The organism is Mesorhizobium sp. LNJC405B00 (genome assembly GCF_000502615.1).
Lineage (GTDB): Bacteria > Pseudomonadota > Alphaproteobacteria > Rhizobiales > Rhizobiaceae > Mesorhizobium.
The window spans coordinates 1-24,414 of record NZ_AYWC01000033.1 but is presented as its reverse complement, the minus strand read 5'-3'; the positions used below and the strand labels follow the sequence as shown (position 1 = coordinate 24,414).

The 24,414-nt window shown below is 61.4% G+C and carries 11 protein-coding genes and 13 pseudogenes; 14 read left to right on the top strand and 10 right to left on the bottom strand.

Going from position 1 to position 24,414, the window contains the following annotated elements; translation table 11 throughout:
* Positions 1-510: 510 nt before the first annotated feature.
* Positions 511-765, top strand: a pseudogene (locus X756_RS137380) (transposase); the annotation flags it as partial.
* A gap of 76 nt (positions 766-841) precedes the next feature.
* On the opposite strand, the gene X756_RS137385 reads toward X756_RS137380, so the two are convergent.
* The 4 genes from X756_RS137385 to X756_RS137400 form a co-directional block, all read right to left on the bottom strand.
* Positions 842-1,507, bottom strand: coding sequence for a histidine phosphatase family protein (locus tag X756_RS137385; protein ID WP_023731755.1), 666 nt, complete (start codon positions 1,505-1,507; stop codon positions 842-844).
* 49 nt (positions 1,508-1,556) lie between these two features.
* On the bottom strand, positions 1,557-2,372 hold the full coding sequence (kdsB, locus tag X756_RS137390; protein ID WP_023731754.1) for a 3-deoxy-manno-octulosonate cytidylyltransferase: 816 nt from the start codon (positions 2,370-2,372) through the stop codon (positions 1,557-1,559).
* A gap of 28 nt (positions 2,373-2,400) precedes the next feature.
* Positions 2,401-3,663 (bottom strand): sialidase family protein, encoded by a 1,263-nt coding sequence (locus tag X756_RS137395; protein WP_023731753.1) that lies wholly within the window; start codon positions 3,661-3,663, stop codon positions 2,401-2,403.
* A gap of 89 nt (positions 3,664-3,752) precedes the next feature.
* On the bottom strand, positions 3,753-4,709 hold the full coding sequence (locus X756_RS137400; RefSeq protein ID WP_023731752.1) for a KpsF/GutQ family sugar-phosphate isomerase: 957 nt from the start codon (positions 4,707-4,709) through the stop codon (positions 3,753-3,755).
* A 536-nt stretch (positions 4,710-5,245) separates the two neighbouring features.
* Between X756_RS137400 and X756_RS137405 the strand changes: the two genes are divergently transcribed.
* Positions 5,246-6,160 carry an IS110 family transposase gene (locus X756_RS137405; protein WP_023731751.1) on the top strand — a complete coding sequence of 305 codons (915 nt, stop codon included), beginning with the start codon at positions 5,246-5,248 and terminating at the stop codon, positions 6,158-6,160.
* A gap of 259 nt (positions 6,161-6,419) precedes the next feature.
* On the opposite strand, the pseudogene X756_RS1000000169155 reads toward X756_RS137405, so the two are convergent.
* Both X756_RS1000000169155 and X756_RS01000000166265 read right to left on the bottom strand, forming a co-directional pair.
* Positions 6,420-6,581: pseudogene (locus X756_RS1000000169155) on the bottom strand (IS630 family transposase); the annotation flags it as partial.
* Positions 6,582-6,819: 238 nt separating this feature from the next.
* A pseudogene (locus X756_RS01000000166265) lies at positions 6,820-7,841 on the bottom strand (IS110 family transposase).
* A gap of 197 nt (positions 7,842-8,038) precedes the next feature.
* Between X756_RS01000000166265 and X756_RS137410 the strand changes: the two are divergent.
* Positions 8,039-8,875, top strand: a pseudogene (locus tag X756_RS137410) (IS110 family transposase); the annotation flags it as partial.
* Positions 8,876-9,056: 181 nt separating this feature from the next.
* Here the strand turns inward: X756_RS137410 and X756_RS137415 are convergent.
* Positions 9,057-9,782 (bottom strand): annotated as a pseudogene (locus X756_RS137415) (transposase); the annotation flags it as partial.
* Positions 9,783-9,820: 38 nt separating this feature from the next.
* A pseudogene (locus X756_RS01000000166260) lies at positions 9,821-10,974 on the bottom strand (IS110 family transposase).
* 258 nt (positions 10,975-11,232) lie between these two features.
* Between X756_RS01000000166260 and X756_RS137420 the strand changes: the two are divergent.
* From X756_RS137420 to X756_RS137440, 8 genes and pseudogenes are all read left to right on the top strand, one after another.
* Positions 11,233-11,475: pseudogene (locus X756_RS137420) on the top strand (integrase core domain-containing protein); the annotation flags it as partial.
* A 331-nt stretch (positions 11,476-11,806) separates the two neighbouring features.
* Entirely contained in the window at positions 11,807-12,667 is an 861-nt protein-coding gene (locus X756_RS137425) for a site-specific integrase (protein WP_031239665.1), read from the top strand.
* 12 nt (positions 12,668-12,679) lie between these two features.
* A pseudogene (locus X756_RS137430) lies at positions 12,680-12,874 on the top strand (transposase zinc-binding domain-containing protein); the annotation flags it as partial.
* A 143-nt stretch (positions 12,875-13,017) separates the two neighbouring features.
* Positions 13,018-14,250, top strand: coding sequence for a tyrosine-type recombinase/integrase (locus X756_RS01000000166255; protein ID WP_023731740.1), 1,233 nt, complete (start codon positions 13,018-13,020; stop codon positions 14,248-14,250).
* Positions 14,250-15,077 (top strand): annotated as a pseudogene (locus tag X756_RS1000000169570) (tyrosine-type recombinase/integrase); the annotation flags it as partial. The gene X756_RS01000000166255 and the pseudogene X756_RS1000000169570, both read left to right, overlap by 1 nt.
* Before the next feature lie 21 nt (positions 15,078-15,098).
* The gene (locus X756_RS1000000169565) at positions 15,099-16,136 is read left to right on the top strand and encodes a tyrosine-type recombinase/integrase (protein ID WP_050589324.1); all 1,038 of its coding nucleotides are present in this window, start codon (positions 15,099-15,101) and stop codon (positions 16,134-16,136) included.
* A 104-nt stretch (positions 16,137-16,240) separates the two neighbouring features.
* Positions 16,241-17,233, top strand: a pseudogene (locus tag X756_RS137435) (IS91 family transposase); the annotation flags it as partial.
* A 412-nt stretch (positions 17,234-17,645) separates the two neighbouring features.
* Complete coding sequence (locus X756_RS137440) at positions 17,646-18,962, top strand: IS701 family transposase (protein WP_023731737.1); 1,317 nt, start codon at positions 17,646-17,648, stop codon at positions 18,960-18,962.
* 134 nt (positions 18,963-19,096) lie between these two features.
* On the opposite strand, the pseudogene X756_RS0135885 reads toward X756_RS137440, so the two are convergent.
* Positions 19,097-19,354 (bottom strand): annotated as a pseudogene (locus X756_RS0135885) (transposase); the annotation flags it as partial.
* 336 nt (positions 19,355-19,690) lie between these two features.
* Between X756_RS0135885 and X756_RS1000000168350 the strand changes: the two are divergent.
* The 3 genes and pseudogenes from X756_RS1000000168350 to X756_RS1000000169560 all read left to right on the top strand — a co-directional run.
* On the top strand, positions 19,691-20,983 hold the full coding sequence (locus tag X756_RS1000000168350) for an acetyl-CoA carboxylase biotin carboxylase subunit family protein (RefSeq protein ID WP_084569998.1): 1,293 nt from the start codon (positions 19,691-19,693) through the stop codon (positions 20,981-20,983).
* A gap of 74 nt (positions 20,984-21,057) precedes the next feature.
* Positions 21,058-21,660: pseudogene (locus X756_RS1000000169150) on the top strand (IS3 family transposase); the annotation flags it as partial.
* Positions 21,655-21,966: pseudogene (locus tag X756_RS1000000169560) on the top strand (ATP-binding protein); the annotation flags it as partial. The pseudogenes X756_RS1000000169150 and X756_RS1000000169560, both read left to right, overlap by 6 nt.
* Before the next feature lie 383 nt (positions 21,967-22,349).
* Here the strand turns inward: X756_RS1000000169560 and istB are convergent.
* Positions 22,350-23,126 carry an IS21-like element helper ATPase IstB gene (gene istB, locus X756_RS0135875; protein WP_031239656.1) on the bottom strand — a complete coding sequence of 259 codons (777 nt, stop codon included), beginning with the start codon at positions 23,124-23,126 and terminating at the stop codon, positions 22,350-22,352.
* Between the last annotated feature and the right edge of the window lie 1,288 nt (positions 23,127-24,414).

Genomic DNA, 24,414 nt, shown 5'->3' with positions numbered 1-24,414 from the left:
GACATTAGCGAAACCAATGTCCGGGAATTAGCGTAACCCCTGTCCGGCTTTTGCGAAATGCGCAGAGAGGGGAATCAGACTCCGTTCGGAGACCAGGAATCCGTAGGCGGCGATCGCGAGCGTGGCGTGATGATGGAAGCCGCGCCAACCTCGGCCTCCAGGCGTCCCTCGCTGCCGCATGCATTCACATCGCCGACAGACCACCGCAGCGTCGGCCCATTACGGCATCTAGGCGCGATGAGATTACTCCGGTCATACCCTGAGTTTGCGAAACAATTTAAGCATTCGTGTAGCGTGAACACGATTGAGAGTTTGGCTGATTGCGTCGCGGACGGCTTCGACGGTTCGCTTTGCCGCTTTTTGCAACCAGTGCTTGAGCTTGGCGGTCGATTGGTCAATTGGTCAAGTTGGGGGATCACCGGGAATGGGCCGGGTCATTTTTTTGCCGTTCGCCCGGGTCGGGGACCGAGTCGATCAGCAGTCTGGTGTACGGGTGTTTACCACGAAAGAGTGCGTCGGATTGTCTACATCACCAACGCTATCGAGGCACTGAATTCGAAGCTGCGCCACGCCGTTCGCACCAGGGGCCACTTCCCCAATGAAGACGCGGCGAGGAAGCTGCTATCTCTGGTTTTGAACCATGCGGCCAAGGAATGGAAACGACCGCCGCGCGAATGGTTTGAGGCCAGGACCCACTTCACTGTCGCTTTAGGCCAGACGTTCGTCAGCAACATGACGAAACCGGTCTGCGCACAGAATGCCTGACAGTCCCGCCAGTCGAAACGATGGTCAATAGCAAGTCGCGACGCTCAATGACCAGTTAGGTACCGGTTGATCTCATTTACGGCGCCTCACTACATAAATCTGACACACTGTCCCGATCTGGTGCAATATTCCAAGCGCGGACCCAGCAGTTTCCGTTCCGTACCTCAAGAATGCAGACATGACCTGTGGCGACCTTGCCACCCCGAGCTTCCATTTTGGCCTTGAGCGTATTGCTGGCAAGCCGCAGGAAGTAGCGCAGCACGCCGTTGCTGGTCACGGCGAGAACCGCACTAACCTCTCCCTCCATCCGGGCGAGGTGCTTCACAAATGCCGTGACACCATGTGCGAACGTGGCCTCGGAAGGGCTCCAATCAAGCGAGGCGGGCCACGTGCTGCTGCATTCCCAGGCTTCTAACTCCTCCCTCCCGAATTGCGCTATGATCTCCTGACTGCTCAAACCCTCCCATGCACCGTAGTCGATCTCGGCTAAGCGCGAATCGACAATCGGCAGGGGCGTGCCACCGATCCGCTGCGCGATGATCTCGGCATACTGACGTGTGCGCTGCAGCGGTCCGCAATAGAGTCCACCGAGCATAACACCCGACTGGCGCAGAGCGTTGCCAAGATGCAGAGCCTGGCGGCGGCCCTGTGCTGTGAGCGGTAGGTCGGTTCTGCGGCCAACCCACACCACCTTATCGCCGGGCTCAAACGTGTTGCCGTGACGGCTGAGGATAAGCTTCATGGATGATGGTCGCTCAGTATTGTGTTGCAGATCACATCGCCAATCTGCCTCAAGCCTCAACGAGATCGCCTTCTTCGGCGATGATCGCCTCAACGCGCTTCAAGTCATCCGAGCTGTCGACGGCCCAGTGCGTCCGGCCACCGTAGTCGACCTCGGCTACCCGGACAGGAATCCCATGCTCGAGCGCACGCAATTGTTCAAGCTTCTCAGAATGCTCGAGGGGACCAGGTTCGAAACTGACATATCGGCACAGGGTTTCGTAGCGGTACGCGTAAAGCCCGATATGACGAAAAACAGGCAACGGAAGCGCATCATTATCGTGTCCATCATTACGCACGAACGGGATGATGGATTTCGAGAAATAGAGGGCGTTGCCGCGCCGGTCGAAGGTCACTGTTGTACCTCCAACCTCGCCGTGCTCTTTGGCCGTGCGCAAGGCTTCATAGCTGCGCTTGTCCATCCGCACCGCGGCAGTAGCAATTTCCACTGTCGGGTCGCGGCGCATCTCGTCGGTCAGAGCGGCAATTACCCAAGGCGGCGTGAGGACAGCGTCACCTTGGAGATTTACCACGACGGCAGGCGCTGTGGCGAGCATCTCGGCTGCTCTCAGCACCCGCTCGGTGCCGTTCGTGCATTCCTTCGGGGTTATCACCACGTAACCACCGAAGCTTCGGACATGGTCGGCAATGCGCTCATCGTCTGTGGCGACGCAGACCTCATCTACGCCAGATACGGCACGGGCCAAAGACCAGACACGATTGATCATCGTGCGGCCAGTGATCATCGCAAGCGGCTTGCCAAGGAAGCGGCTCGAGCCGTAGCGGGCCGGAATGATGATGGCGACCGGACTCGAAGTTCTGAGCATGTTTCCTCCACTCTCAAAATGCGAAAGATCAATAGACGAGATTGCGGAAATCCTTGACATGATGGAACGTAATCAAGTTCGAATATTGTGGATCCCTTCCCTCATCATCCCCTGACCGGCACAACACGAGAAGATCATCGCCGTCGACCGCCATGCTCGCGTAGTTCCGCGCGTGACGCTCCGTCTGACCCGCGGCGACAAGTCCGGCAAAGCACCAGTCGATGCAGTTTCTGGAGAAGTGAAGTTGCAGCCTATGGCGCTCATTGTTCGGCAAATTGTAACGCACCTGCGACATGTGCGTAAGGCGCACCATCGAGTCGGTTGCTTGTGAACTCAGCAACCAGTAAAGCTGAGTTTTGTCATCATACAACATAAAGAATTTCAGATGACCTCCCGGAAATGGGATGAAGAAGGCCCTTTTTCCGGACGGCATGGTTTCCAATGCCGTGGTCAGACGACCATCATCCTGCTCAATAACTTTGACCAGAGCAGCATAGCCCGTTCCGCCCGTATTCGTACGCAAGAAGAGGTGCAATGTGCGCCCGGCGAAATCGTGCCACAGATGTGCGGGATCATGGAACCGGACGATATTCGGTTCAAGCCAGCCCATCGGTGCGCAGAGGCGTCCCGATGCGAGCTCGGCCGGAGCTCGGACTGGCGTGCTATAGAACGGGACGCCAAAAAAATCGAAATCGCTGGACGATACTATCTCGTTGAACGCAAGGGACTCCGAGATAGTCCAGCTCTTGGGGTCAAGGAGATTGTGGTCAATTCTCGCGCGCAACACCCGCGGTGCCAAACCGGCTGTATTCCATCCCTCGATTGCGTGATCGCGTCGCTCGTCCAAGGCGAGGTAAACGTATCGATCGGCGTAGTGCACGTTGCAGGACGACCCGTGCCATTTCATGTTCGAGGTTAGCGCGACCGGCGCGCTCCATGTCTCCCCTTCATCGTCGGAGGCTATGATCATGAGGTCGCCAGCGTGACCAAGGATGTAGAGCCGCCCGCCAGCTATAAACGGCCGGGCATGCCAGAATGGAAACGTGCATCGCTCAGTCCAGGAACGGCCCCCATCGCCGGACACATAGACCTTGCCCATTCCGAAGCGCGTACCGCCGGCGCGAGATCCCTTCGGCCCGAGCAGATCCCTGACCCCGTCACCGCCGAGATCAAAGGTCGCTATCACTCTGCGGCTCACCGTCACGACAATGCCCGGCGTGTAGCAGTAGACATCTTGAGGCCGCTCGGACCGGTAGACAATCTCGAAGTCATCCGCCAACGCGCGCATCATCGAAGTCCTGCTGTGAACCAGATTGCCTCCAAGAGAAACGACGCCAGACCGTCCCTCGAATGATCGCCACTTGCACAAGATTTCATCACTCAAGATGGGTTCAGCACGTCGTGACGAGATATTAGGCCGACGAACCTGTCCTGATCATCGTGCACGGGCATCAGCTCGATTTCGTGCCGACGGAAGAGCTGCGCGGCTTGATCGAGAAGTGCGTGCCCGGAGATTGTGGTAAACAGCTGCTGCATGTACCGTTCCACCGGGTCATTGAGGTCGGGAATTGCGCCACGCTCGACTAATCGACCGATGGACTCTCCAATCAAGATCCCGACGACCTTACATCCCTCGCCGACGACTGCGGCGACACCTAACTTTCGCGAGGCGCGGCACATCGACAAGAGCGCCAGCGACAGTGGTGTATCCGGCCGGAACACAGGAATCAATTCAAGCGGCCACATCAGGTCGCGTACTCGCATCAGCTCCCGTCCGAGACTTCCACCCGGGTGAAGACGTGCGAAATCCTGGCGCGTGAACCCACGCCGCTCTTGCAGGACAAGCGCCAGGGCATCTCCCATTGCCGCCATAGCCGTCGCCGAGGTGGTCGGAGCAAGACCAAATGCGCACGCTTCCTGCATCGGCCCGATGTCGAGCACCACGTCGGCAGCCAGCGCCAGCGACGAGGTGGCGCGTCCCGTGATCGCGGCAACAATGACAGGAAGCTGCCGGACAGCGCGGATGAGTTGCAGAAGTTCAGCAGTCTCGCCAGAATTGGAGAGGGCGAGAATGATATCCTGGGCACACACGCGCCCGAGATCTCCATGCAAGGCATCGACCGGATCCAGTGTGATCGATCGCGTGCCAGTCGATGCGAGTATCGCGGAGATCCTTTCTCCAACTAGTCGCGACTTGCCGATACCGCACACTACGACAGCGCCAGTTGAACAAAGGATGTAGTCCGCGAGCACGCAGATATGCTCGTCGATCCTGTTTGAAAGGGTTTCCAACGCAGCAGCCTCGCGGCGGATGATGGTCCTGGCCCGCTCAAGCATGACCATTCTGCTGTTGCTATGGTCCCAGCCACAGTCGGTATATCGCTGAGCGGGCTCTCCGCAGGCGCGCACAGATGTACGCCCGTGGCTAACAATTGCCATGACAGCAGCCTCCATTCTTGCGCGGCGATCTCGCGGTGACGTCGAATGGGCGGGAGTATGGGCAATCAATCAGAAAATGGGGTTATCTTTTGTTAATTTCGTGCTGCGGTTTCGTAACTGGGCGGTTGCTGTCGTTTTGCCGGCCGGATCATGCTAGATCGCCATATGAGCGCACCGGTTGACCTGACACTCGTCGCATCAGGTCGAAGTTCGAACAGCCGTGAATCCATGCGTCTCACAGCTCGACGCGGATAAATGACACCTGCAGGCCAAGGGCTCTGAGCTTGTCGGCATACGGTTAACATGCTGCGTCGCCAAGCCACAAGGTTTAATACCAGCGCGCAATCGATCAGAACTCATGGGCTCAATGCCGGCTACGCAGGCCGATTGGGCGCCTTCCCGCTCGAAATCGTCAAACGGCCTGACGGCAAAAGTTGCGCCGCGATCACGTGCTTCGGTTCCTAGCTGAGCAGCCGGCTTGCACGGTGGAGATGGAGGCGTGTGCCGGCAGCCATTATTGGGCGCGGGAGATCGCGAAACTGGGTCATGGCGTCCGGCTGATCGCTCCGGGCTACGTCAAGCCTTTCGTCAAGCGGCAAAAGAATGATGCAGCCGACGCGGAAGCGATCTGCGAAGCGGCCCAGAGGCCGACCATGCGTTTCGTGGCGGTGAAGAGCGAAGAGCAACAGGCCGCGGCCATTGTGTTCCGCGTCCGCGATCTTGTGGTTCGCCAGCGGACCCAGACGATCAATGCAATACGCGGCCATCTTGCGGAATTTGGACTTGTGGCTGCGCAAGGCCTCTTCCACCTCACTAAACTTGTTACGGCGATCGAGCAGATGGACCCCACTGTCCCCGAAGCCGCCCGCCCGATCCTGTCTTTACTCGTTGAGCAGTTGCGGTCGCTGGATGCGAGAGTGGCCGAGCTCGACCGAGAGATTGGCCGGCGCGCCAGAGAGGATGCGAAAGCCAAGCGCTTGATGACGATTCCCGGTATAGGACCGATCACCGCGACGGCGCTTGCCGCGTTGGCCCCGTCCGCTCAGACCTTCAAGAGAGGCCGGGACTTCGCGGCATGGCTCGGACTAAGGCCGCTGCAACGTTCTTCGGGCGGCAAGCAAAAGCTCGGCGAGAAGCGAACCCTGCGACGGCTGCTGATCATTGGGGCCAGCGCCGCTGTGCGCTGGGCGATGCGGAAGGGGTCGACCGGGGATCCGTGGCTTTCGCGGATGCTTGAGCGCAAGCCACCCATGCTGGTCATCGTCGCCTTGGCCAACAAGACGGCGCGCATCGTGTGGGCATTAATGGCCAAAGGCGGAACCTATCGAACGCCGGCCATAGCAGGATAGTCCGCTCCTCGAGCGGGCTGCCATGGTGTGAGAAGGTCGAACGGAGAGTATGGCGCAACGGTCAACGAGACGGGATCGGGAAAACCAGATCATGGATACGCGCCTTGAGCGCGCCAGGTTGAATTGGACCCGATCCGCGAACTCCCATACGGGCCCGCGGCATGTGACAGCCGCAACAGAGGCCGGACACATGTCAGCACCCGACCACGCTCCGCGCTCTTCGAAAAATTCTTCTTGCACCAACGGGGCGTCCACACATGTCCATGACGACTACGTCGCCCTCCGACAATGTAGGGACCAGCACCTGCTCGACATAGGCCAGGAACACGTTACCGTTCATGGCGCCGTCGTAGACGAAGGGCGCAGTCATGCCCGTCAGCCGCAGCGCTCCGGTGAAGGTCGTGGTCTTCCAGTGATGGGGTTGTTGTCTAATCGCGGTGGGGACGTCAAGCATCTTCGCGCTTGGAGATGCGTTGGCCGGGTACACGGTTGTCTTCGCGGTCAACATCGGTCGCCGCATGATGGAGCTTCGCGGGACGAGCCTTCAATGTGGACGACGCACTTTGCTGAGTCAGCGGTGCAACCCCATCAGCGGAATGGCTCGGCTCACGTCCCGGCAGGGACGCCTCAGGCGTTCAGATTCTGAACGCTATCCGGATTTACTTTGTGGCTCCTGCATTCGGATTAAAGAGCTCGCCGGTTTAAGCATCGTATGCATTATTACCGCCAGTTTGCGCGCCACAGCCACGGCGGCTCGTTTGAAGCCGATCCTCTCCCGGAGCTGGAGACCCCATGTCCGCAGGGCGCTCTCGGTTGAGCTACGCGTCAGAATAACCGACGCCGCTTCGTAGAGAAGCCCTCGCAAATGGCGGTCGCCGCGTCGGGATATATGGCCGATAATCGACTTCTCCGGATTGGTAGCGGCGCGTCGTTAGGCCTATCCAGGCGCCAACAGATCGGGACGTCTTGAAGTTGCCCGGATCTTCAATGGCAGTGGCGAATGAGGTTGCGGCGATGGCGCCGATGCCAGGGATCGACATGAGCATGCGGCATGCCTGGCTCTGACGTGCATCTGCGACGAGCTGGCGCCCAAGCTCGGCGGCACGGATGCGAATGCCGCGCCAGGCCTCCAACATCGGCAGCACGATGAGAGCAAGTTCCTCGTGATCGATAAGAAGGCGCCGAACGTTCTTCTCGAACGTGGTTCCCTTACCTGCAGGAACGAGCAGCCCGAACGTTTTCATGATTCCACGAATCTGGTTGGAAAGTTCGGTGGTGATCCGGACCAGCCGGGTGCGTGCCGCCACAAGCGTGCGGGTCAGCATGCTGTCAAATCCTTTCACCCGCACCTCACGGAAGAATCCCACCTCTGCAAGATGCGCCAAACCGTCGGCGTCGTTCGCGTCGGTCTTATTCGCCGCCATATCGAGCGCAGCTTTGGCATGGCGAGCATCGATGCAGATCGCTGGCACCCTTTCCGTGCGTAGCGCGTGATAGAACCAGACGGAAAGGGGTCCAGTCTCGAACACCACGCGTTTGGCGGCTGGCGCCGCTTGCGGATAAGCTCGGCAATGATCTTTGGATCAGAGGCGCACTTCCCGCGCCAGACGCGCTTGCCTTCACGTCGGATCGACACCGCTGTCTCTTTCATCGACACGTCGAGACCGATATATTCTTCCATGGCTGTTCTCCATCAGATGCTTGGGCCCGGCGTCAGGTCGTGAGCCCGTATTTCCATCTTATCGGGGAACAGCCACCTTCCAAGAATATGATTGGTTTCAGGGCGACTTCGCTCCCGCGATTACCCCATGTGGACGCCCCCGACGGCATCGATGTGCCAGAGTGGAGGTGTTCTCAGCCACTTAAAGGAGGCGCCCCATGACGGAAGTTAGCACCATCGGCCTGGATCTGGCCAAGAATGTCTTTCAAGCACACGGAGCGAGCTCTGCCGGAGCGGTCATCTTCCGCAGGAAGCTGCGGCGCGACCAGGTGCTGGCTTTCTTTGCCGCCCAACCACCGTGTTTGGTGGCAAGGGAGGCATGCCCGGGTGCCCACCACTGGGGTCGGGAGATCGGGAAGCTCGGCCACACCGTGCGGCTGATTGCACCCGCCTATGTGAAGCCTTTCGTCAAGCGGCAGAAGAACGACATGTCCGATGCGGAGGCGATCTGCGAGGCGGCGCAGCGCCCGACCATGCGCTTCGTGGCTGTGAAGAGCGAAGCCAAACAGGCCTCCGCCGTGATCTTCCGGACCCGTGATATCCTGGTCGGCCAGCGCACTCAACTCATCAACGCGATCCGCGGCCATCTTTCCGAATACGGCCTGATCGCGCCGCAAGGACCTTTCCATATCGGACGCCTCATCGCTCAAATCGAGGATCCCACATCGAGTGTGCCGGAAGCTTCTCGCTCCTGCCTTGCCCTCCTCGCCGAGGGGTTGCGCCATCTGCAGAACCAAATCGCCGCGCTGGATACGGAGATCTCTGCCCGCGCCAAAGCCGACGACGCGACTCGGCGTCTGATGAGCGTGCCTGGGATCGGCCCCCTGATCGCCACCGCCATAGAGGCGCTCGCGCCGCCAGCGGAGACGTTCCGATCGGGCCGTGACTTCGCTGCCTGGGTCGGATTAACGCCGGTTCAGCGCTCTACGGGCGGCAAGGAACGACTGGGCCGAACATCTCGGATGGGAGAGCGCACACTGAGGCGGCTCCCTATTAATTATCGCAATTAATTATCGCAGCGAGCTGCGGCGCGGCGATCAGGATGAGATTCGTATTGCCTCACCCAAGAGTGTTCCCAAAGAACAATGCCGTTGCCTCACTCGGATGTTCTCGATTGCCTCACTGATTGTTCCCGAGATTTAGCCTCTGCCGATCCTGTGTTGCTCGGGGATGATCTCACTGCGCGACCTCTACAATTTCCGTCCGCGCGGCATCGGCGAATGGCCCGAACACCAACGCATTGGCTTGCGTACTGCGCCAGATCTTCATTCGACGCTGCACGGTTCGAATGAGGCCGTCGGGATACACGCCGGGATATTTGACCTGCAAGCGTTCAAGCAACTCTCGTGACGTTCGCCAAGGCTCTGCCTCGAACCATTCCTCAAGCTCGGCCGTGACAGCAAGGAGAGGATCGGGTCTGCGCCGCTCTCGCTTGACCGCCGGCTTGGGGCGGGCGGTCGGGTTCACTTCCCCACCACGCCACGCAATCCGCAACCCGGACAGAAAGTCTTCGAGCGGCAATGCCTCGCCGTCGGCGGCAGCCGAGCCGTCCGGCTTGTCGGCGATGTCGACCAACCTCTCTTGTGCCAGGCGTATGTCGCGCAGCAGCCGAACCGGATCGAGCGTCAGGTACATCGCCTTGAGGCGAAGGCGCGTATCCTCCGGCGTGCGTGCATCGTCAAGCAGCCGCTGATAGGGCGTGGCGGGACGATGATACCGCTTGACCACCCTGGCTCCGTCACGATGCTTTTCTTTCAACTTAAATGATGGCTGAAAGAAATTGATGAACAACCGCATCGAGGAATAAAGCTTGGCTAGCTCCCGTGTGGCTTGCAGTCCCTCGAAGCGTCGATATCCAACGATCTTACGCACGACCGCGCCATTCTTCTGCTCGACAAATGCCAGGCGAGGCAATGCGAGGTCTCTCCTAGATCGCCGCTCTATACATAGGCGCCCTCGGCCTGCTCCACCCAGCGGCGCTCTTCTTCCCGGTGGCTCTTTATGTTGTAGGCGTGCGCGGCTCCCCTTTGGCCGCGCACGGCCTTGCTCCCGGCCTTGAGTTCCACATCGCGCAGCTTCTTGGCATGCAGGGAGGGTCGAGCCCACGCGTAACTCTCGCCCTTCATCAACAGATGCCAGATGACAGAGAGTTTGCGTGCGATTGCCACGGCCGCGACATGCTGTCCGCGCCGGGCTCGCACGCGCAGGAAGAAGGCTCGCAACGGTCCGGGAGTACGAGCGGCCGCCCAGGCCGCCTCGACGAGCATGCCGCGCGCATGACCACGGCCCTGCTTGGTGATCCGCCCATGGTAGGCCGGACCTGGCCCGGACTGTCGGACGCTTGGGTTCAACCCGAGATAGCTCACGAGCTTCTACGGATCGTCGAAGCGCGACACGTCGCCGATCGCCGCCTTCATCGCCAGCGCGACGGTCATGTCGACGCCGGGAATGGTCATCAGCCGCTTCACGCCTTCATCCGCGAGAGCCGAGCGGGCAAGATCGCGTTCGATGACCTGGAGGTCTTCGCCCAATCGGTCGAACTCGCGCAGATGCCGATCGATCGCGAGGCGCTCGTCCTGTGGTACGAACTGCTCGCTCAACCATGACCGGCCCTTAGTGCCGCACAGGTCGGCATGCGGGGAGGACGGGATCAGGTGGCTATGAAGGATCGACTGGATGACGTTCTTCAATCGAGATCTCTGTCGGACAATCTGATTGCGCCGTGTCACCTGTCGACGCAGAGCCTGCGTCGGCTCATCCGGAATCCAGACTTCCGGTAGGAAGCCGCTGGCATAGAGCTGCGCCAGAACGCTGGCATCGATCGTGTCCGTCTTGATCTTGGCGTAGGCGATGGTGCGCACCTGCTTGGGGTTTGCGATCACCACCTTCTTCACATGCGGCGCGACAACTGCGGCGGCCGAGGACGCGTTGCCCATCGCTCGATCACCACGACATCATCCAATGACAGCTTTGCGGCGAAGGCATCCAGCAGATCGCGCCGCATGTCGACACGACCCAGCCGCCTGAGCCTGCCGTCCTCCCAAGCTACCGCCTCGGCGAAGGCACGATGGATATCCAGTCCAATGATGCGCATGCCCGTTCCTCCTTCTTGGCTCGGTCAAAGACGGGAGCTGGCGGGCAACACGACATCTACTGATCCGCGCTTGCAGCGCATCCGGGAAAGTCGCGAGGGGCGGCCATGTAACGAGCTCGGGCTCTCAGCCCACGGTCTATTGACGGCCTGCCTGCACCTTCGTGCTCCCGGTGCCCCACGTCCCGGATGGGCTCACCATAAGGCCGTTCCAAAACAAGAACAGCAGGACGAAAAGGCACCACAGATCACATACCGGATAACGGACAGGTGGAACGGATGAACCGAACCATCAAGGACGCGACCGTCAAGCGCTTCCACTACGACAGCCATGAACAACTGCAGCGCCACCTTCAGGACTTCATCGACGCCTACAATTTCGGCCGCAGGCTAAAGACGCTGAAGGGCCTCACACCGTACGAGTTCATCTGCAAGCGATGGACTTCAGACCCGGATCGATTCATCATTGATCCAATCCATCAAATGCCGGGACTGAACAGGTAGTCTTCCCGGTCGCGACTACCTGCAGGCGCCAATATGAAATCCGGACCAGCCGCCGGTCTCTGCCGAGGTGATGCTGTCTGGTGAGTGATGGCACAAGATACGCTGGCGGCGCAGCACTAAAGGTCGGCTGACATGCTTGTTTGCTCGATCCGCTCCAGCAAATGCCGGGACTAAACATTTAGCACTACTTTGGCAGTTTTTTAGTTCTGGGAGCGTTTTGAGGATTGAACGAAGCCGCTGACGCGTCATTTTGTGCGTGGGTTTGCGGATGACGCTTCTGTTTTGAAGGATTGCGGCTGTTGAAGCGCAATCTTGAGAACAGGAGTTTGAGATGGCCGAGTTGAGCCCTCTTCGCCGACGCATGATCGAGGACATGACGATCCGCAATCTGTCGCCGGCCACCCAGCGATCCTACGTGCACGCGGTGGCCAAGTTTTCGCGCTATTTCGACCGCTCGCCGGACCGGCTCGGCCTTGAGGACGTCCGCGCCTTCCAGGTCCATCTGGTTTCGGCGGGAGTCTCGTGGCCGGCGCTGAACCAGACGGTGTGCGCGCTGCGGTTTTTCTACGGCGTGACGCTGGGCCATGCCGAGATCCCGGAGCGGATCGTCTACGCCCGCTCGCCACGCACGCTGCCAGTGGTGCTGAGCGCCGACGAGGTCGTCCGGTTCCTGGAGGCGGTGCCGAGCCTGAAGACCCGAACGGCATTGACCACGGCCTACGCCGCGGGACTTCGCGCCTCGGAGACCGTCGGGCTGAAGGTCGGCGACATCGACAGCGAACGCGGCGTGATCCTCGTCCATCACGGCAAGGGCGGCAAGGACCGCACCGTGATGCTGTCGGCGCAGCTTGTGCGCATCCTGCGGGTCTACTGGCGGCTGGCGAAGCCGCAGGGCTGGCTGTTTCCCGGGCGCGGCGTCGACCGCCCCATCGATGTGCAGGTTCTCTATTCGGCGTGCCGCTCGGCGCGTGCGGCTGCCGGCATCGACAAGCGCGTGACGGTGCATACGCTCAGGCACAGCTTCGCCACGCATTTGCTGGAGAACGGTACGGACATCCGCATCGTCCAGGTGCTGCTCGGCCACAACAACCTGTCGAGCACGGCGCGCTACACGAAGGTCTCGAACGGTCTCATTCGGCGGACGGAAAGCCCGCTCGATCGGCTGACCATTGAGGTTGTGCCGCCGGGCTGACCGGTTCCGCCAATGTCGACGAGACTGGAGGTGGCGGACATCTTCCGCCGCCACGGCGAGGCGTATCGGCAGGCCCATGACGGCCATCTCGGGCGCGTCGAGCGGCGCGTGATGAGCGCGATCGAGCTATGCCGGACCGCCGAACTGGGCGGCCATGTCGAGGGCTGCCGGTCCTGCGGGGCGATCCGCGTCGCCTACAATTCCTGCCTTATGGGCAGATCCAGTAATGGGGAGTCGGCGTGGCGTCGCTGACATTTTCTGTGAATCTCGGCGCTTCTTGTCTCCATAACTGGGTGTGCTCGCGGCCCCATCGACTTGGCCACTGATGGGGGTCACAAACGGGGACGAACATGTTGGAGACCTACTTCTCGGCATCGAAGATTCTGGGGCATCTGCGGAGCGGGCCAAGCGGGCCATACCTCGACGGCTTCGCAGCATCACTCGAACGGCAAGGCTACAGCCCAGACACGGCCGTGCGCTATTTGCGGGCGGCAGCCCATGCCGGCCACATCATGATCGAGCGCGGCGTGAGCCTGGGAGACATCGATCTGGCGGCCTTCAGCGAGCACCTGCGCAGCTGCAGGTGTCCGCGCGTCAGAGGCGGCCGGCGGAACCACCACACCATCTACGGTGCCCGGCTCTTTCGACGGCACCTTATCGAGGTCGGCGTCTGCCGATCCGCGGCCGTGGTAACGGCGCCCGCCGAGCCCAAGTTGGTCACCGACTTCAAGGCCTGGCTGCGCAAGCATCGCGGGGCATCTGATGCCACCATCAGGCTCTACGCTCGCGACGCTGCCGGCATAGTGATAGCGCTCGGATCCGCCCCGACTGGCTGGAGTCCGGCCGATGTTCGCGGCTACTTCATGGAACACGCGAGCAAGTGCGGCAGCGGCACGATCGAGAAGATGACGACGAGCCTACGGCCATTCCTGCGATACCTTGCAGTCGAAGGCTGCTGTCAGGCGGGTCTCGACAACGCCGTTCCAGCTTACGCCCATTGGCAGCTTGCCGACATGCCGCGATATTTGTCGGCCGAGCAGGTCAATCAGTTGATCGCCGCCTGTGATGGTGACACCAGTGCGCGTCGACGTGATCTCGCGATCTTGCTGTTGTTGGCCCGCCTCGGACTGCGGGCCGGCGACGTGGCGCAACTCCGTCTCACCGACATCGAGTGGCAGGCGGGCTCGCTCCGGGTCACAGGCAAGGCGCGCTACGAGGTCCGCCTGCCGCTCCCGCAAGACGTCGGGGATGCGATCGCCGCCTATCTCGAATGCCGTCCGTCCGCCTGTCGTAGCGATCGCGTGTTCCTGCGCACGATCGCGCCTTGCCGACCGTTCCGGAACGGCGATGGAATCTCGTCGGTGATGAAGCGCGTCATGAAGCGCGCCGGCATCGTGACGTCGGTAAAGGGGGCGCACGTCCTGCTGCACACCGCGGCGACCGAGATGCTGCGCTGCGGCGTTCCGCTCGAGAAGATCGGTCTGGTCCTCCGCCACCGAGGCATCGACACGACGGCCTACTACGCCAAGGCCGATGTCGCGCTCTTGAAGCAGGTCGCTCAGCCCTGGCCGGAGGCGCTGTGATGCTGGACGCGATCGAGACCTATCTCGCCCTGCGCCGCGCCACGGGCTTCGCGATGTCGAATGCGGAGTACCTGCTGAAGAGCTTTGCCGCCTTCGCGGCCGAGCGCGCGCAAACGCACGTTGAGACGCAAGCGGCGATCGAATGGGCCGCGCTCGGGCCATCCGTGGCGCAACGCGATGCACGACTCAGAGCCATCTGCCGCTTCGTGCGCCACACCCAAGTCGAGGACGCCGGGCATGAGCTGCCGCCCGCCAATCACTTCGGTGCTCGCAAGAGGCGCCGCACACCGCACATCTACTCGGCAGACGAGATCAATCGCCTGATCGAGGCTGCGCTGCGGCTTCGGCCCAAGGGCAGCTTGCGCCCGCTCACCTTTGCAGCCTTGATCGCGCTGCTCTCGGCCACCGGGTTGCGGATCTCAGAAGCTCTGAGGCTCACGGTTGCCGACGTGACCGGCGACGGCCTGCTGATCCGCGAGACCAAGTTCCGCAAGACGCGCCTGGTGCCACTGCACGACACGGCAGCAGCAGGCCTGGAACGCTATCTGGCGCATCGACGGCCGCGCTCGCACGATGATCCGGTGTTCATCGACAAGCGTGGTCGGGCACTCCGCTACATCGCGGTTAAAGAGCTCTTCGACAGGCTGGTGGACATAGCTGGCATCCGATCGAGGACGACGCGCCGTCCTCGGCTGCACGATCTGCGGCATACGTTCGCCGTGCGTGCGCTGCAGGGCAGCCCGGCCGGCCGAAGCCGATGCGGGGCGCATATGGCGGCGCTGGCCACCTACATGGGCCACGTCAACATCTATGCGATCTACTGGTATCTCGAAGCTACCGCTGAGCTCATGCGCGACGTCGCTGCGGCCGGCGAAGAGTTCCTGTCGGAGGGACGGCAGTCGCCGATCGCTCCTCTCATTGAAGCGTTCCTGCGCGAGACGCTCTCCCGCCAGCGAGGCGTCAGTCGGCACACGCAGGACTCCTACGCCCTGAGCTTCCAGTTGCTGTTCGTGTTCGCCGCCGAAAAGCTCAAGGTCAAACCCTCCCTGCTCACGTTGGAGCAGATCGACGCTGGCTTGGTGAGCGCCTTCCTCGAGCATCTCGAGGACAACCGAAAGAACGCGGCTGTGACGCGCAACGTGCGACTGGCGGCGATCAAGTCGTTCTTCCGCTTCCTCGAGTACCGGCAACCGGCAGCACTGGATCAGATCCGCCGCGTCCTGGCGATCCCGTTCAAGAAGACGGATGCGCGCTTGGTTCCCTATCTACTGCGGGAGGAGTTACAAGCCGTGCTCGACGCGCCCGATCCCACGACGTGGGAGGGCATCCGCGACCGCGCCATGCTGCACCTGGCTGTCTGTGCGGGGCTGCGCGTATCCGAGCTGACCGGCCTGAAGATCGAGGACATCGACTTGCCGTCGATGAGCATCCGCGTTCTCGGCAAGGGGCGGAGGGAACGAACACTGCCGTTATGGAAGAGCACAGCCACAGCACTGCGCGCATGGCTTGCCATTCGCGGCCAGCCCGCCGTGCCCGAGGTGTTCGTCAACGCCCGGGGAGAGCCGCTGAGCCGATGGGGCTTCGCTTATCTGCTTAAGCAGCACGCCGCGACCGCGGCTCGCAAGCAGCCCGGTCTCGCCAAGAAGCGCGTTTCGCCTCACGTCCTCAGGCACACCTGCGCAATGATCGTTCTGCAGGCGACGCATGACATCCGGAAAGTGTCGCTATGGCTGGGCCATGCCACGCTGACGACGACCGAGGTCTACACGCGTGGCGACCCGACTGAAAAGCTCGATGCGATGGAGGCGATCATTCCGCCGCATCTGCGACGGGGAGCCTTCCAGCCGTCCGACAGGCTGATAGCACTCCTCAAGCGCACCTCGTAATGGTGAGCCGGGCTGGCGGCGACTGTCGCAAGAGCGTGATCAAGTCGTCGCCGACTCCCCATTACTGGATCTGCCCATAAGGCAGCTAATGGGCATCGCCCATTAGCTGCCGCAATCGGCACTGCCCGAAGTGCCAGGGACAGGCCTGCCGGGAATGGCTTGCCGCGCGGCAGGGCGAACTCCTGCCGGTTCCCTATTTCCACGTCGTCTTCACGCTGCCGGCGCAAATCGCGGCGATCGCCTTCCAGAACAAGGCGGCGGTCTACACGATCTTGTTCAAGGCGGCCGCCGACACGCTACGCACCATCGCCGCCGATTCCAAACATCTGGGAGCCGAGATCGGCCTTGTCGGCGTCCTGCACAGTTGGGGTCAGAACCTCCATTATCATCCCCATATCCATTGCATCGTGCCAGGTGGTGGGCTGTCGCCCGATGGAACGCGCTGGATCTCTTGCAAGCCCGGCTTCTTCCTGCCGGTGCGGGTGCTGTCGCGCCTGTTCCGCCGACTCTTTCTGGAGGAACTGCGGACAGCGTATGAAGCGGGCAAGTTGAGCTTCTTCGGCGATCTCGCCGAACTGGCGCTGCCCGTCGTGTTCAGACGCCGGCTGGGCGAGGCCCGCCGCCTCGAATGGGTCGTCTACGCCAAGCCGCCGTTCGGCGGGCCAGAGCAGGTGCTGGCTTATCTCGGTCGCTATACCCACCGTGTCGCCATCGCAAACTCCCGGCTCGTCAGCATGGCCGACGGCAAGCTTGTGTTCCGCTGGAGAGATTATCAGCATGGCGGCAAGGCAAAGCTCATGACGCTGAATGTGCACGAGTTCATCAGGCGCTTCCTGCTGCACACCCTGCCGGACGGCTTCCACCGCATCCGCCATTATGGATTCCTCGCCAACGGCCATCGCGCCGCAAAGCTCGACCTGTGTCGCAGGCTGCTGGCCAACCCGCTGCAGGACAACATCGAACCGCGCGTCGAAAGCACGCCCGCGCCCCTCGCATCAGCGCATCGCTGCCCATGCTGTGGAGGATCGATGATCACGCTGGCCTTCTGGCGCTGCGGACAAGCGCCGCCAGGTCCCTTGTGGGACGACACCTCATGATCGTACGCAGCAGGTCCACATCACCAGCTTTGGTATCCGTCGCCATCCGCGCCGGCATGCCGACCTTTGACTTTCCGCACAAGACCGCGAGCACTCTTGCCCGCGACAGAAGGCGTCCCCACCCAATCCGCGGTGATCGCCATCAAGAGTCGACCTTCCACCGTGCCATCATCCCTTGGGGTCGCATCGCGGTTGCCCTTCATTCACCCGACGAAGACAATCCCGACCGCCCCTCCAGGCTACAATCCCCATAGCGCCAGATTAGCCCGCGGCTTCGTTCAATCCGGCTTGCAATGAGGTCCGACGTCGAGCCCGCATGCCCCGCCTGTGCCCCGGACCTCACAGAACCCTCCAGATTCCCAAGAGCGGTTTTGCGTGATTCATGAGAGGTCGGCTGTTGGAGGGGCCGGCCATGAACAGGGATTGGCAACTCGATCTGGAGCGGTGGCTTGAGCCGTTCGTCTCGGCGTTGAGGCACAAGACGCGTGCGCGGATGTGTCCGGCCTATATTGCTGGCCTGATTGGCCTTGGGGATCGCAAGAGCGTCCAACCGATGGCGGCGCGCCATGCAGGCGTCAACTATGACCAGCTGCACCACTTCATCGCGAGCGGCGTGTGGGATGCTGCGCCGCTGGAGAAGGTGCTGCTCGCGGAGGCCGACAGACAAGTTGGCGGGAACGATGCGTGGCTGATCGTGGACGACACCGCGCTCCCCAAGAAGGGGCGCCACTCGGTCGGCGTCGCGCCGCAATATGCCTCGGCGGTTGGCAAGAACGCCAACTGCCAGACGCTGGTGTCGCTGACGCTGGCCTCTGGCGAAGTGCCGGTCATGGTGGGGCTGCGGCTGTTTCTGCCCGAGAGCTGGACTTCCGATCCCGCCCGGCTCGACCGTGCCGGTGTGCCCGAGGACCATCGTGCCTACAGGACCAAGCCCGAAATCGCGCTGGCCGAGATCGACCGGGCTCGCGCAGCCGGCTTACGCTTTGGCTGCGTGCTCGCCGATGCCGGATATGGTTTGAGCGCCCCCTTCCGGCAGGCGCTCACCGAGCGCGGCCTTACCTGGGCCGTCGGTATCCCGTTCAAGCAGAAGGTCTATGCCGCCGACGTGGCGATGATCTTCCCGGTTGCCGGACACGGCCGCCCGCGCCGCCGGCATATCCCCGATGTGAAGTCGATGGCCGCGCAGGCGATGCTGGAAAAGGCCCAATGGCGGACGGTCAGTTGGCGGCGTGGCACCAAAGGCCGCCTCTCGGCGCGCTTCGCCGCTGTCCGTGTCCGGGTTGCAGATGGCCCACCCCAGCGCATCCGCGACATGGGCGCTCAGCATCTGCCTGGCGAGGAGGTCTGGGTGATCGGCGAGCACCGCTCGACCGGCGAGCGCAAATACTACCTCTCCAACTTGCCCGCCGACACCCCGCTCAAGCAGATCGCAGGCGCCATCAAGGCGCGCTGGGTCTGCGAACAGGCGCATCAGCAGCTCAAGGAGGAACTTGGCCTCGACCACTTCGAGGGGCGCTCATGGACGGGCCTGCACCGGCACGCGCTGATGACGATGATCGCCTACGCCTTCCTGCAATCTCGCCGCCTCAAACAAGCGGGAGGGGGAAAAAAGAATCCTCGGCCCGCCGCCCCAACCGAGCCTACCCGCCGTCAGGCAAGCCATCCTCACCGCGCTCGCGCAGCCGCCCCCAATCCGTTGTCCCCACTGCCGCAGAACCCTCTCCGCTAAAAATCTGCCAAAGTAGTGTTAGGCTCAGGACTCATTGATTGATCCGCGCACAGCGGTCATAGCGAGTGTGGATGCGCCGCCGGCGAAGAGGTTCTCAACCTTGTGCCGCTGGCGATATAGGGTCTCGTCGTTGGCAGATGGGTCGCATCGATCATGATGCGCTCGGGCTTGGGACCTTCGCCGGGCAGCGCGGCGAAGATCCTGTCGAACACGCCAAGCCGGCTCCCGCGGATGAAACGGTTGTAGAGCGTCTTGTACGGACCGTAGCCCGATGGTGCATCCTTCCACTGCAGCCCACTGCGGATCACATAGACGATCCCGTTGACCACCCGCCGATCATCGACGCGCGGAACCCCGTGCGACAGCGGAAAATGCGGCGATATCCGAGCCATCTGACGCTCGCTCAGCAGAACAAATCAACTATCACAGCCTCGTTCAACGGAGACGTGAATCACATCTCACAAATTAATAGGGTCCTGAGCCTCGCGCTCCTTCAAAAAAAATCGCAATCTTCAAATTTCGTTGCTCCCTGCCACACCGCCAAGTCATCAATACGGTTGCTACAGACACTTCATATAACTTCACAGAACCTTTGCGACCGGAGATCACTGACAATGGTACTACTCCGCAAAGTCTGATGCCCGGCACGGCCAGGAAACAGGCCAAGAAAGCTGTGCCGATCTACGCAGAGACCGCAGCACAGCGCGCAAGGTGGGAGTGAACAGCCAATGGCAAGAAGAGTGCTCATCCTGATTGAAGGCGCAAGTAATACGCTGCTATCTGTCCAAGCGGCCCAGCGTCTTGGCCTTCATCCAATTGCCCTGGCGGCTGATCCAACTCAGTACGACTATTTTGCGGCAGAAGGAGTTGAGGCAATCCGTGTCGATACAGACAATCTCGACGAACTGATCCGAGAATGTTCGCGGCTACGTGTGACCTATGATATCGCTGGCATTGTAGGCTTTCCGAACCCTAGTGAGTCGGTCAATGCGACAGTCGGCAAGCTCTGCCGATATTTTGATCTACCGGGACCGAACCCCACATCCATCCAACGATGCTGCGACAAATTCACTCAACGTCAACTCCTCGCGGAGGCTGGCGTTCCACTACCTGCTTATCGCGTGGCAGCAAATGCAACGGAGGTAGAAAGCTCTGCCGCTGAGATCGGCCTTCCGGTGATTGTTAAACCAGCCGTCGGCAGCGGCAGCAGCGGTGTCCGATTGTGCCGCAACGTCAACGAGCTAGCCGAACATACGACCCATCTGTTGGGCGGGAAGCACATATGGCGATCTTCACCGAGGATACTCGTCGAAGAATTCGCACAAGGTCCGCATTATAGCATTGACATAATGGGAAATGAAGTCGTTGGGATTGGCGCCCTTGACTTCTGCCGCCCACCCCATTTCGTCTATCGTGAGTTCACCTATCCGGCTGTGCTGGCTGATGACAAGCATAATCGTATCGCCGATGTTTCGCTGAGCTGTTTGCGAGCTCTCGGCCTCGGCTGGGGGCCGACGAACGTTGAACTCCGGTGGACGAAGCGTGGCCCAGTTGTCATTGAAGTTAATCCGCGTCTTCCGGGTTCACCCGCTCCTCAATTGGTTCAGCTGGCTTACGGTGTCGATCTCGTCACCGAGCACATCAAGCTTGTCATCGGCGACGAATGGAATTTACGCGGAAGCAATTCGCAGACTGCAGTCGCACGTTGGCTAGTTGCTGATCGCGATGGCACGCTCGATTGGATCGGTGGCGACAGTCGGGCGGCTGCTGTATCGGGTGTCGCCGAGGTCAAATTTTATGTTGGACCCAAGACGCCGATCGTAAGGAAAGGCGATTGCCGAGACTGTATCGGCCATGTCATCGCCGCTTCCCCCAGCCCGGCGCGGACCAAGGCGATCCTTCAGCGTGCCGTCGACTTGATCGACTGGTCGATAATACCATTTCCAGCCGAAAAGGAACAATCGGCGTCCCCACATCTCCACACCAGCGCTCAGGTAAAGAGCGACGATCGTCAAACATGATGCGAAGATGTGCTGGAGATGCGCGGATACTTAGAGCCCGTCTCGAAAAGGTCGCAGCGGTGGCTTTGCGGCCAGAGCGTCAGTATAGCGGGACGGACGTCTCTGACGCCAAGCGGCTGAAGGCTCTGGAAGACGAGAACGCCAAGCTGAAGAAGTTGCTCGCCGTCCAATGCTCGAAGCCTCGGCCTTGCGCGAGCTTCTGTCAAAAGACCTATGGTCCGCCCTGTTCGTGCAAGGGGTCGCGCATCTGCAGGCCGTCATGGGTCTGTCGGAACGGCGGGCCTGTTCCATCGTCGGCGCCGATCGGAAGATGGTGCGCTACCGGTCCTGCTGGCCGCCGGAGACAGAGCTGCGCGGCAGGCTTCGCGAGCTCGCCAACGAACGCCGCCGCTTTGGCTATCGGCGGCTGTTCATTCCGCTCCGGCGGGAGGGCGAGGCATCAGGGGTCAACCGTATCTACCCGCTCTATCGCGAGGAGGGTCTGACGGCGGGCAAGACGACGAGCAGTCGGCACGCGGGCGCCGATCCTGATCGAGGCAAAGCCGAATGCGCGCCGGTCGCTGGATTTCGTCCATGACCAGTTCACCTGCGGCCGGCGCTTCCGTGTGCTGAATATCGTCGACGACGTCACGCGCGAATGTCTGGCCGCGATTCCGGACACCTCGATCTCCGGCCGTTACGCGAAGCTGCTCAAGAACCTGGCCAAAACGGACTTGCTTATTTTAGACGATTGGGGGCCGGAGAAGCTCAACGACGAACAACGCCGCGATCTCCTGCAAATCGTCGAGGATCGCTACGAGAAGCGCTCCACCATCGTCACAAGTCAAATTCCCGTGGATCACTGGTATAACATGATCGGCAATCCGACCATCGCCGATGCCGTTCTCGACTGCCTGGTTCATGACGCCTATCGCATCGAACTTTCCGGCGAAAGCATGCGCAAACACAAGGTCCTGCCAGTCACAGACGCAACTCCCGCTTGACCGAAAACGAGTTCGTCGACAATTATCGAAAAAGACCCGGAGGCGCTAAAAGCCGTCCGGTTTCGTCTCGGAGTCGCGTCCGGTATTCTGTCGGAATAGGCGTCCGATTCGTCTCGGAATCACCTTCCGGAATTATTGGAATACGCAGCCGGGATGTTGTAGTCGAAGGCGGTGCCGCGCTTGGCATGGCTCGTAGGGAGGCCGGCACGCAGCTCGACCGATCTGAATTTGCGGGCGAGCAAGGCCGGTCGGGCCCAGATGTAGTCGGCACCCTCTCTGCGCATTTCGCAAAAGCCGGACAGGGGTTACGCTAATTCCCGGACATTGGTTTCGCTAATGTCGGGACAGTTTGGAGGCGTTGGTCCTCGGGTGCCTTGTTGCGTTCATGGATGATTGATTTCGCCGTTTTCGGTGCCGGTCAAGAGGGGCGCTGCTTTTTGCTTTCGCATGCTATCGCCCTGGAGCGCGATGGGGTGGGCGTTGTGAACGATCCTGTCGAGAATGGCGTCGGCGACGGAAGGGTCTGCGATCAGGTCATGCCATCTGGCCACTGGGACCTGGGCGGTGATCAGGGTGGATTTGCGGCGATAGCGTTCCTCGACGATTTCGAACAGATGGAAGCGCTGTTGATCGGTGAGGGAGTGGGTTCCGAAGTCATCGAGGATGAGCAGTTGTGCGCGGGTGAGTTTGTCGATGAGGCGTGGAAAGCGGCCATCGAGACGGGCGAGCGCCAAATCCTGGAACAGGCGCGGCACGCGCACATAGAGCACGGAATGATCGAGCCGTGCCGCTTGCCGGCCGAAGGCGCAGGCCAGCCACGACTTGCCGGTTCCGGTCTGGCCGGTGACGATCAGGTTCTCATGCGCCTTCAGCCATTCACCCTGCGCGAGCGCCATGGTGCTGCGCCGGTCGAGCCCGCGCGGCGCGGCAAAGTCGATGTCCTCGATGCAGGCTTCGGGAAAGCGCAGCCTGGCTGAGGCGAGCCGGTTCCGGACGCGCTTGTCGGCCCGTGTGGCGACCTCGCGGTCGAGCATCAGGCCGAGCCACTCGTCACGGCTGAGCTCGTTGGCGTTGTTCCGTTCGGCCAGTTCGCGCCAGGCGGCAGCCATGCCGGCCAGACCGAGGGCCTGCATCTGGTCGAGGGTGGGGTTTGTCAGCATTCTTTCTTCCTTTCCTTCACTGGTAATAGGTGGAGCCGCGGATGTTGGCGTGCTGGGGTGTCGGCTTTGCCGGTTCTGCGGAGCTGGCTCGGTCGAGGCACCGGCTTTGAGGATGGCGGTGACGGAGGAGTAGGCGATCGCGTTGATCAGCAGCGTCCGCTCGCAGGCGGCATCGAGACGCTCCGGCCCATAGCGCGGCGCCAGCGACAGAATGCCCATGGCCGAGCGGTATCCCTGCTCCGGATGTGGCCGGTCGCGCATCATGCGCTCGACCAGAATGGCGACATTGGGGCCGATCCTTGCCGCCCGGCTGATCAGGCTGGCCGGTGTGGTGTTGGCGTAGCGCTGGTGCGCCTTGGGCATGTGTTCATTGACGGTGACATGGCCGGAACGCTGCGAGCGACGCACATGGCTGGCGACACGCTGGTGATCGTGGAAGATCTCGACCACTCGGTGCGTGAGCCGCACCTCGACGGTGCGCCCGATCAGCCGGTGCGGCACCGAGTAGAAGGTCTTGTCGACCTCGACATGGTAGTCAGGATGGACCTTCGCCGACTTCCACTCGGCGTATTCGAACGGTGCCGCCGGCAGCGGCTTCAAGGCAGCCCGCTCGATCTCCTCGAACAGTTCGCGGCGGCTTTGGCCGACATGGCGCATCGGCCCGTTGTTCAGCTCCTCGAGCAGTTCGGCGATCGCCGCGTTGAGCTCGGCGAGCGAGAAGAAGGACCGGTTCCTCAGCCGTGCCAGGATCCAGCGCTCGATGATCAGCACCGCGCCCTCGACCTTGCCTTTGTCGCGCGGCTTGCGGCTGCGGGTCGGCAGGATGGTGGGTCGTAATGCTCGGCCATCGCGGCAAAGGTCGCGTTCAGCGTCGGCTCGAACCACAGCGCCTTGACGACACCGGCCTTCAGGTTGTCGCACACGATCGCTCTGGTGACGCCGCCGAAGAAGGCGAGCGCTCGCACCTGGCCCTCGATCCAGTCCGGCAGCTTTTGGCTGGAACTGGCAAAGGCGAAGGTCAGATTGGAGGCGCCCAGCACCGCGACAAAAATCTGCGCCGGGTAAATGGCGCCGGTCGCCGGATCGATCACCGGCACCGTCTGCCCGGCATAGTCCGTCTGCATCACCGCGCCCGTTGCGGAATGTCGCGCTCGTCCGGCGCTCGAAAGCGGCGAAGTGCTCGCAGAACCAGGTGTAGCCGTAGCCGTCGGGATGGGCGGCGCGATACTCCTGCCACAACAGCGTCAGCGTCACCCCCTTGCGCTAGATCGGAAGAGCACACGTCTGA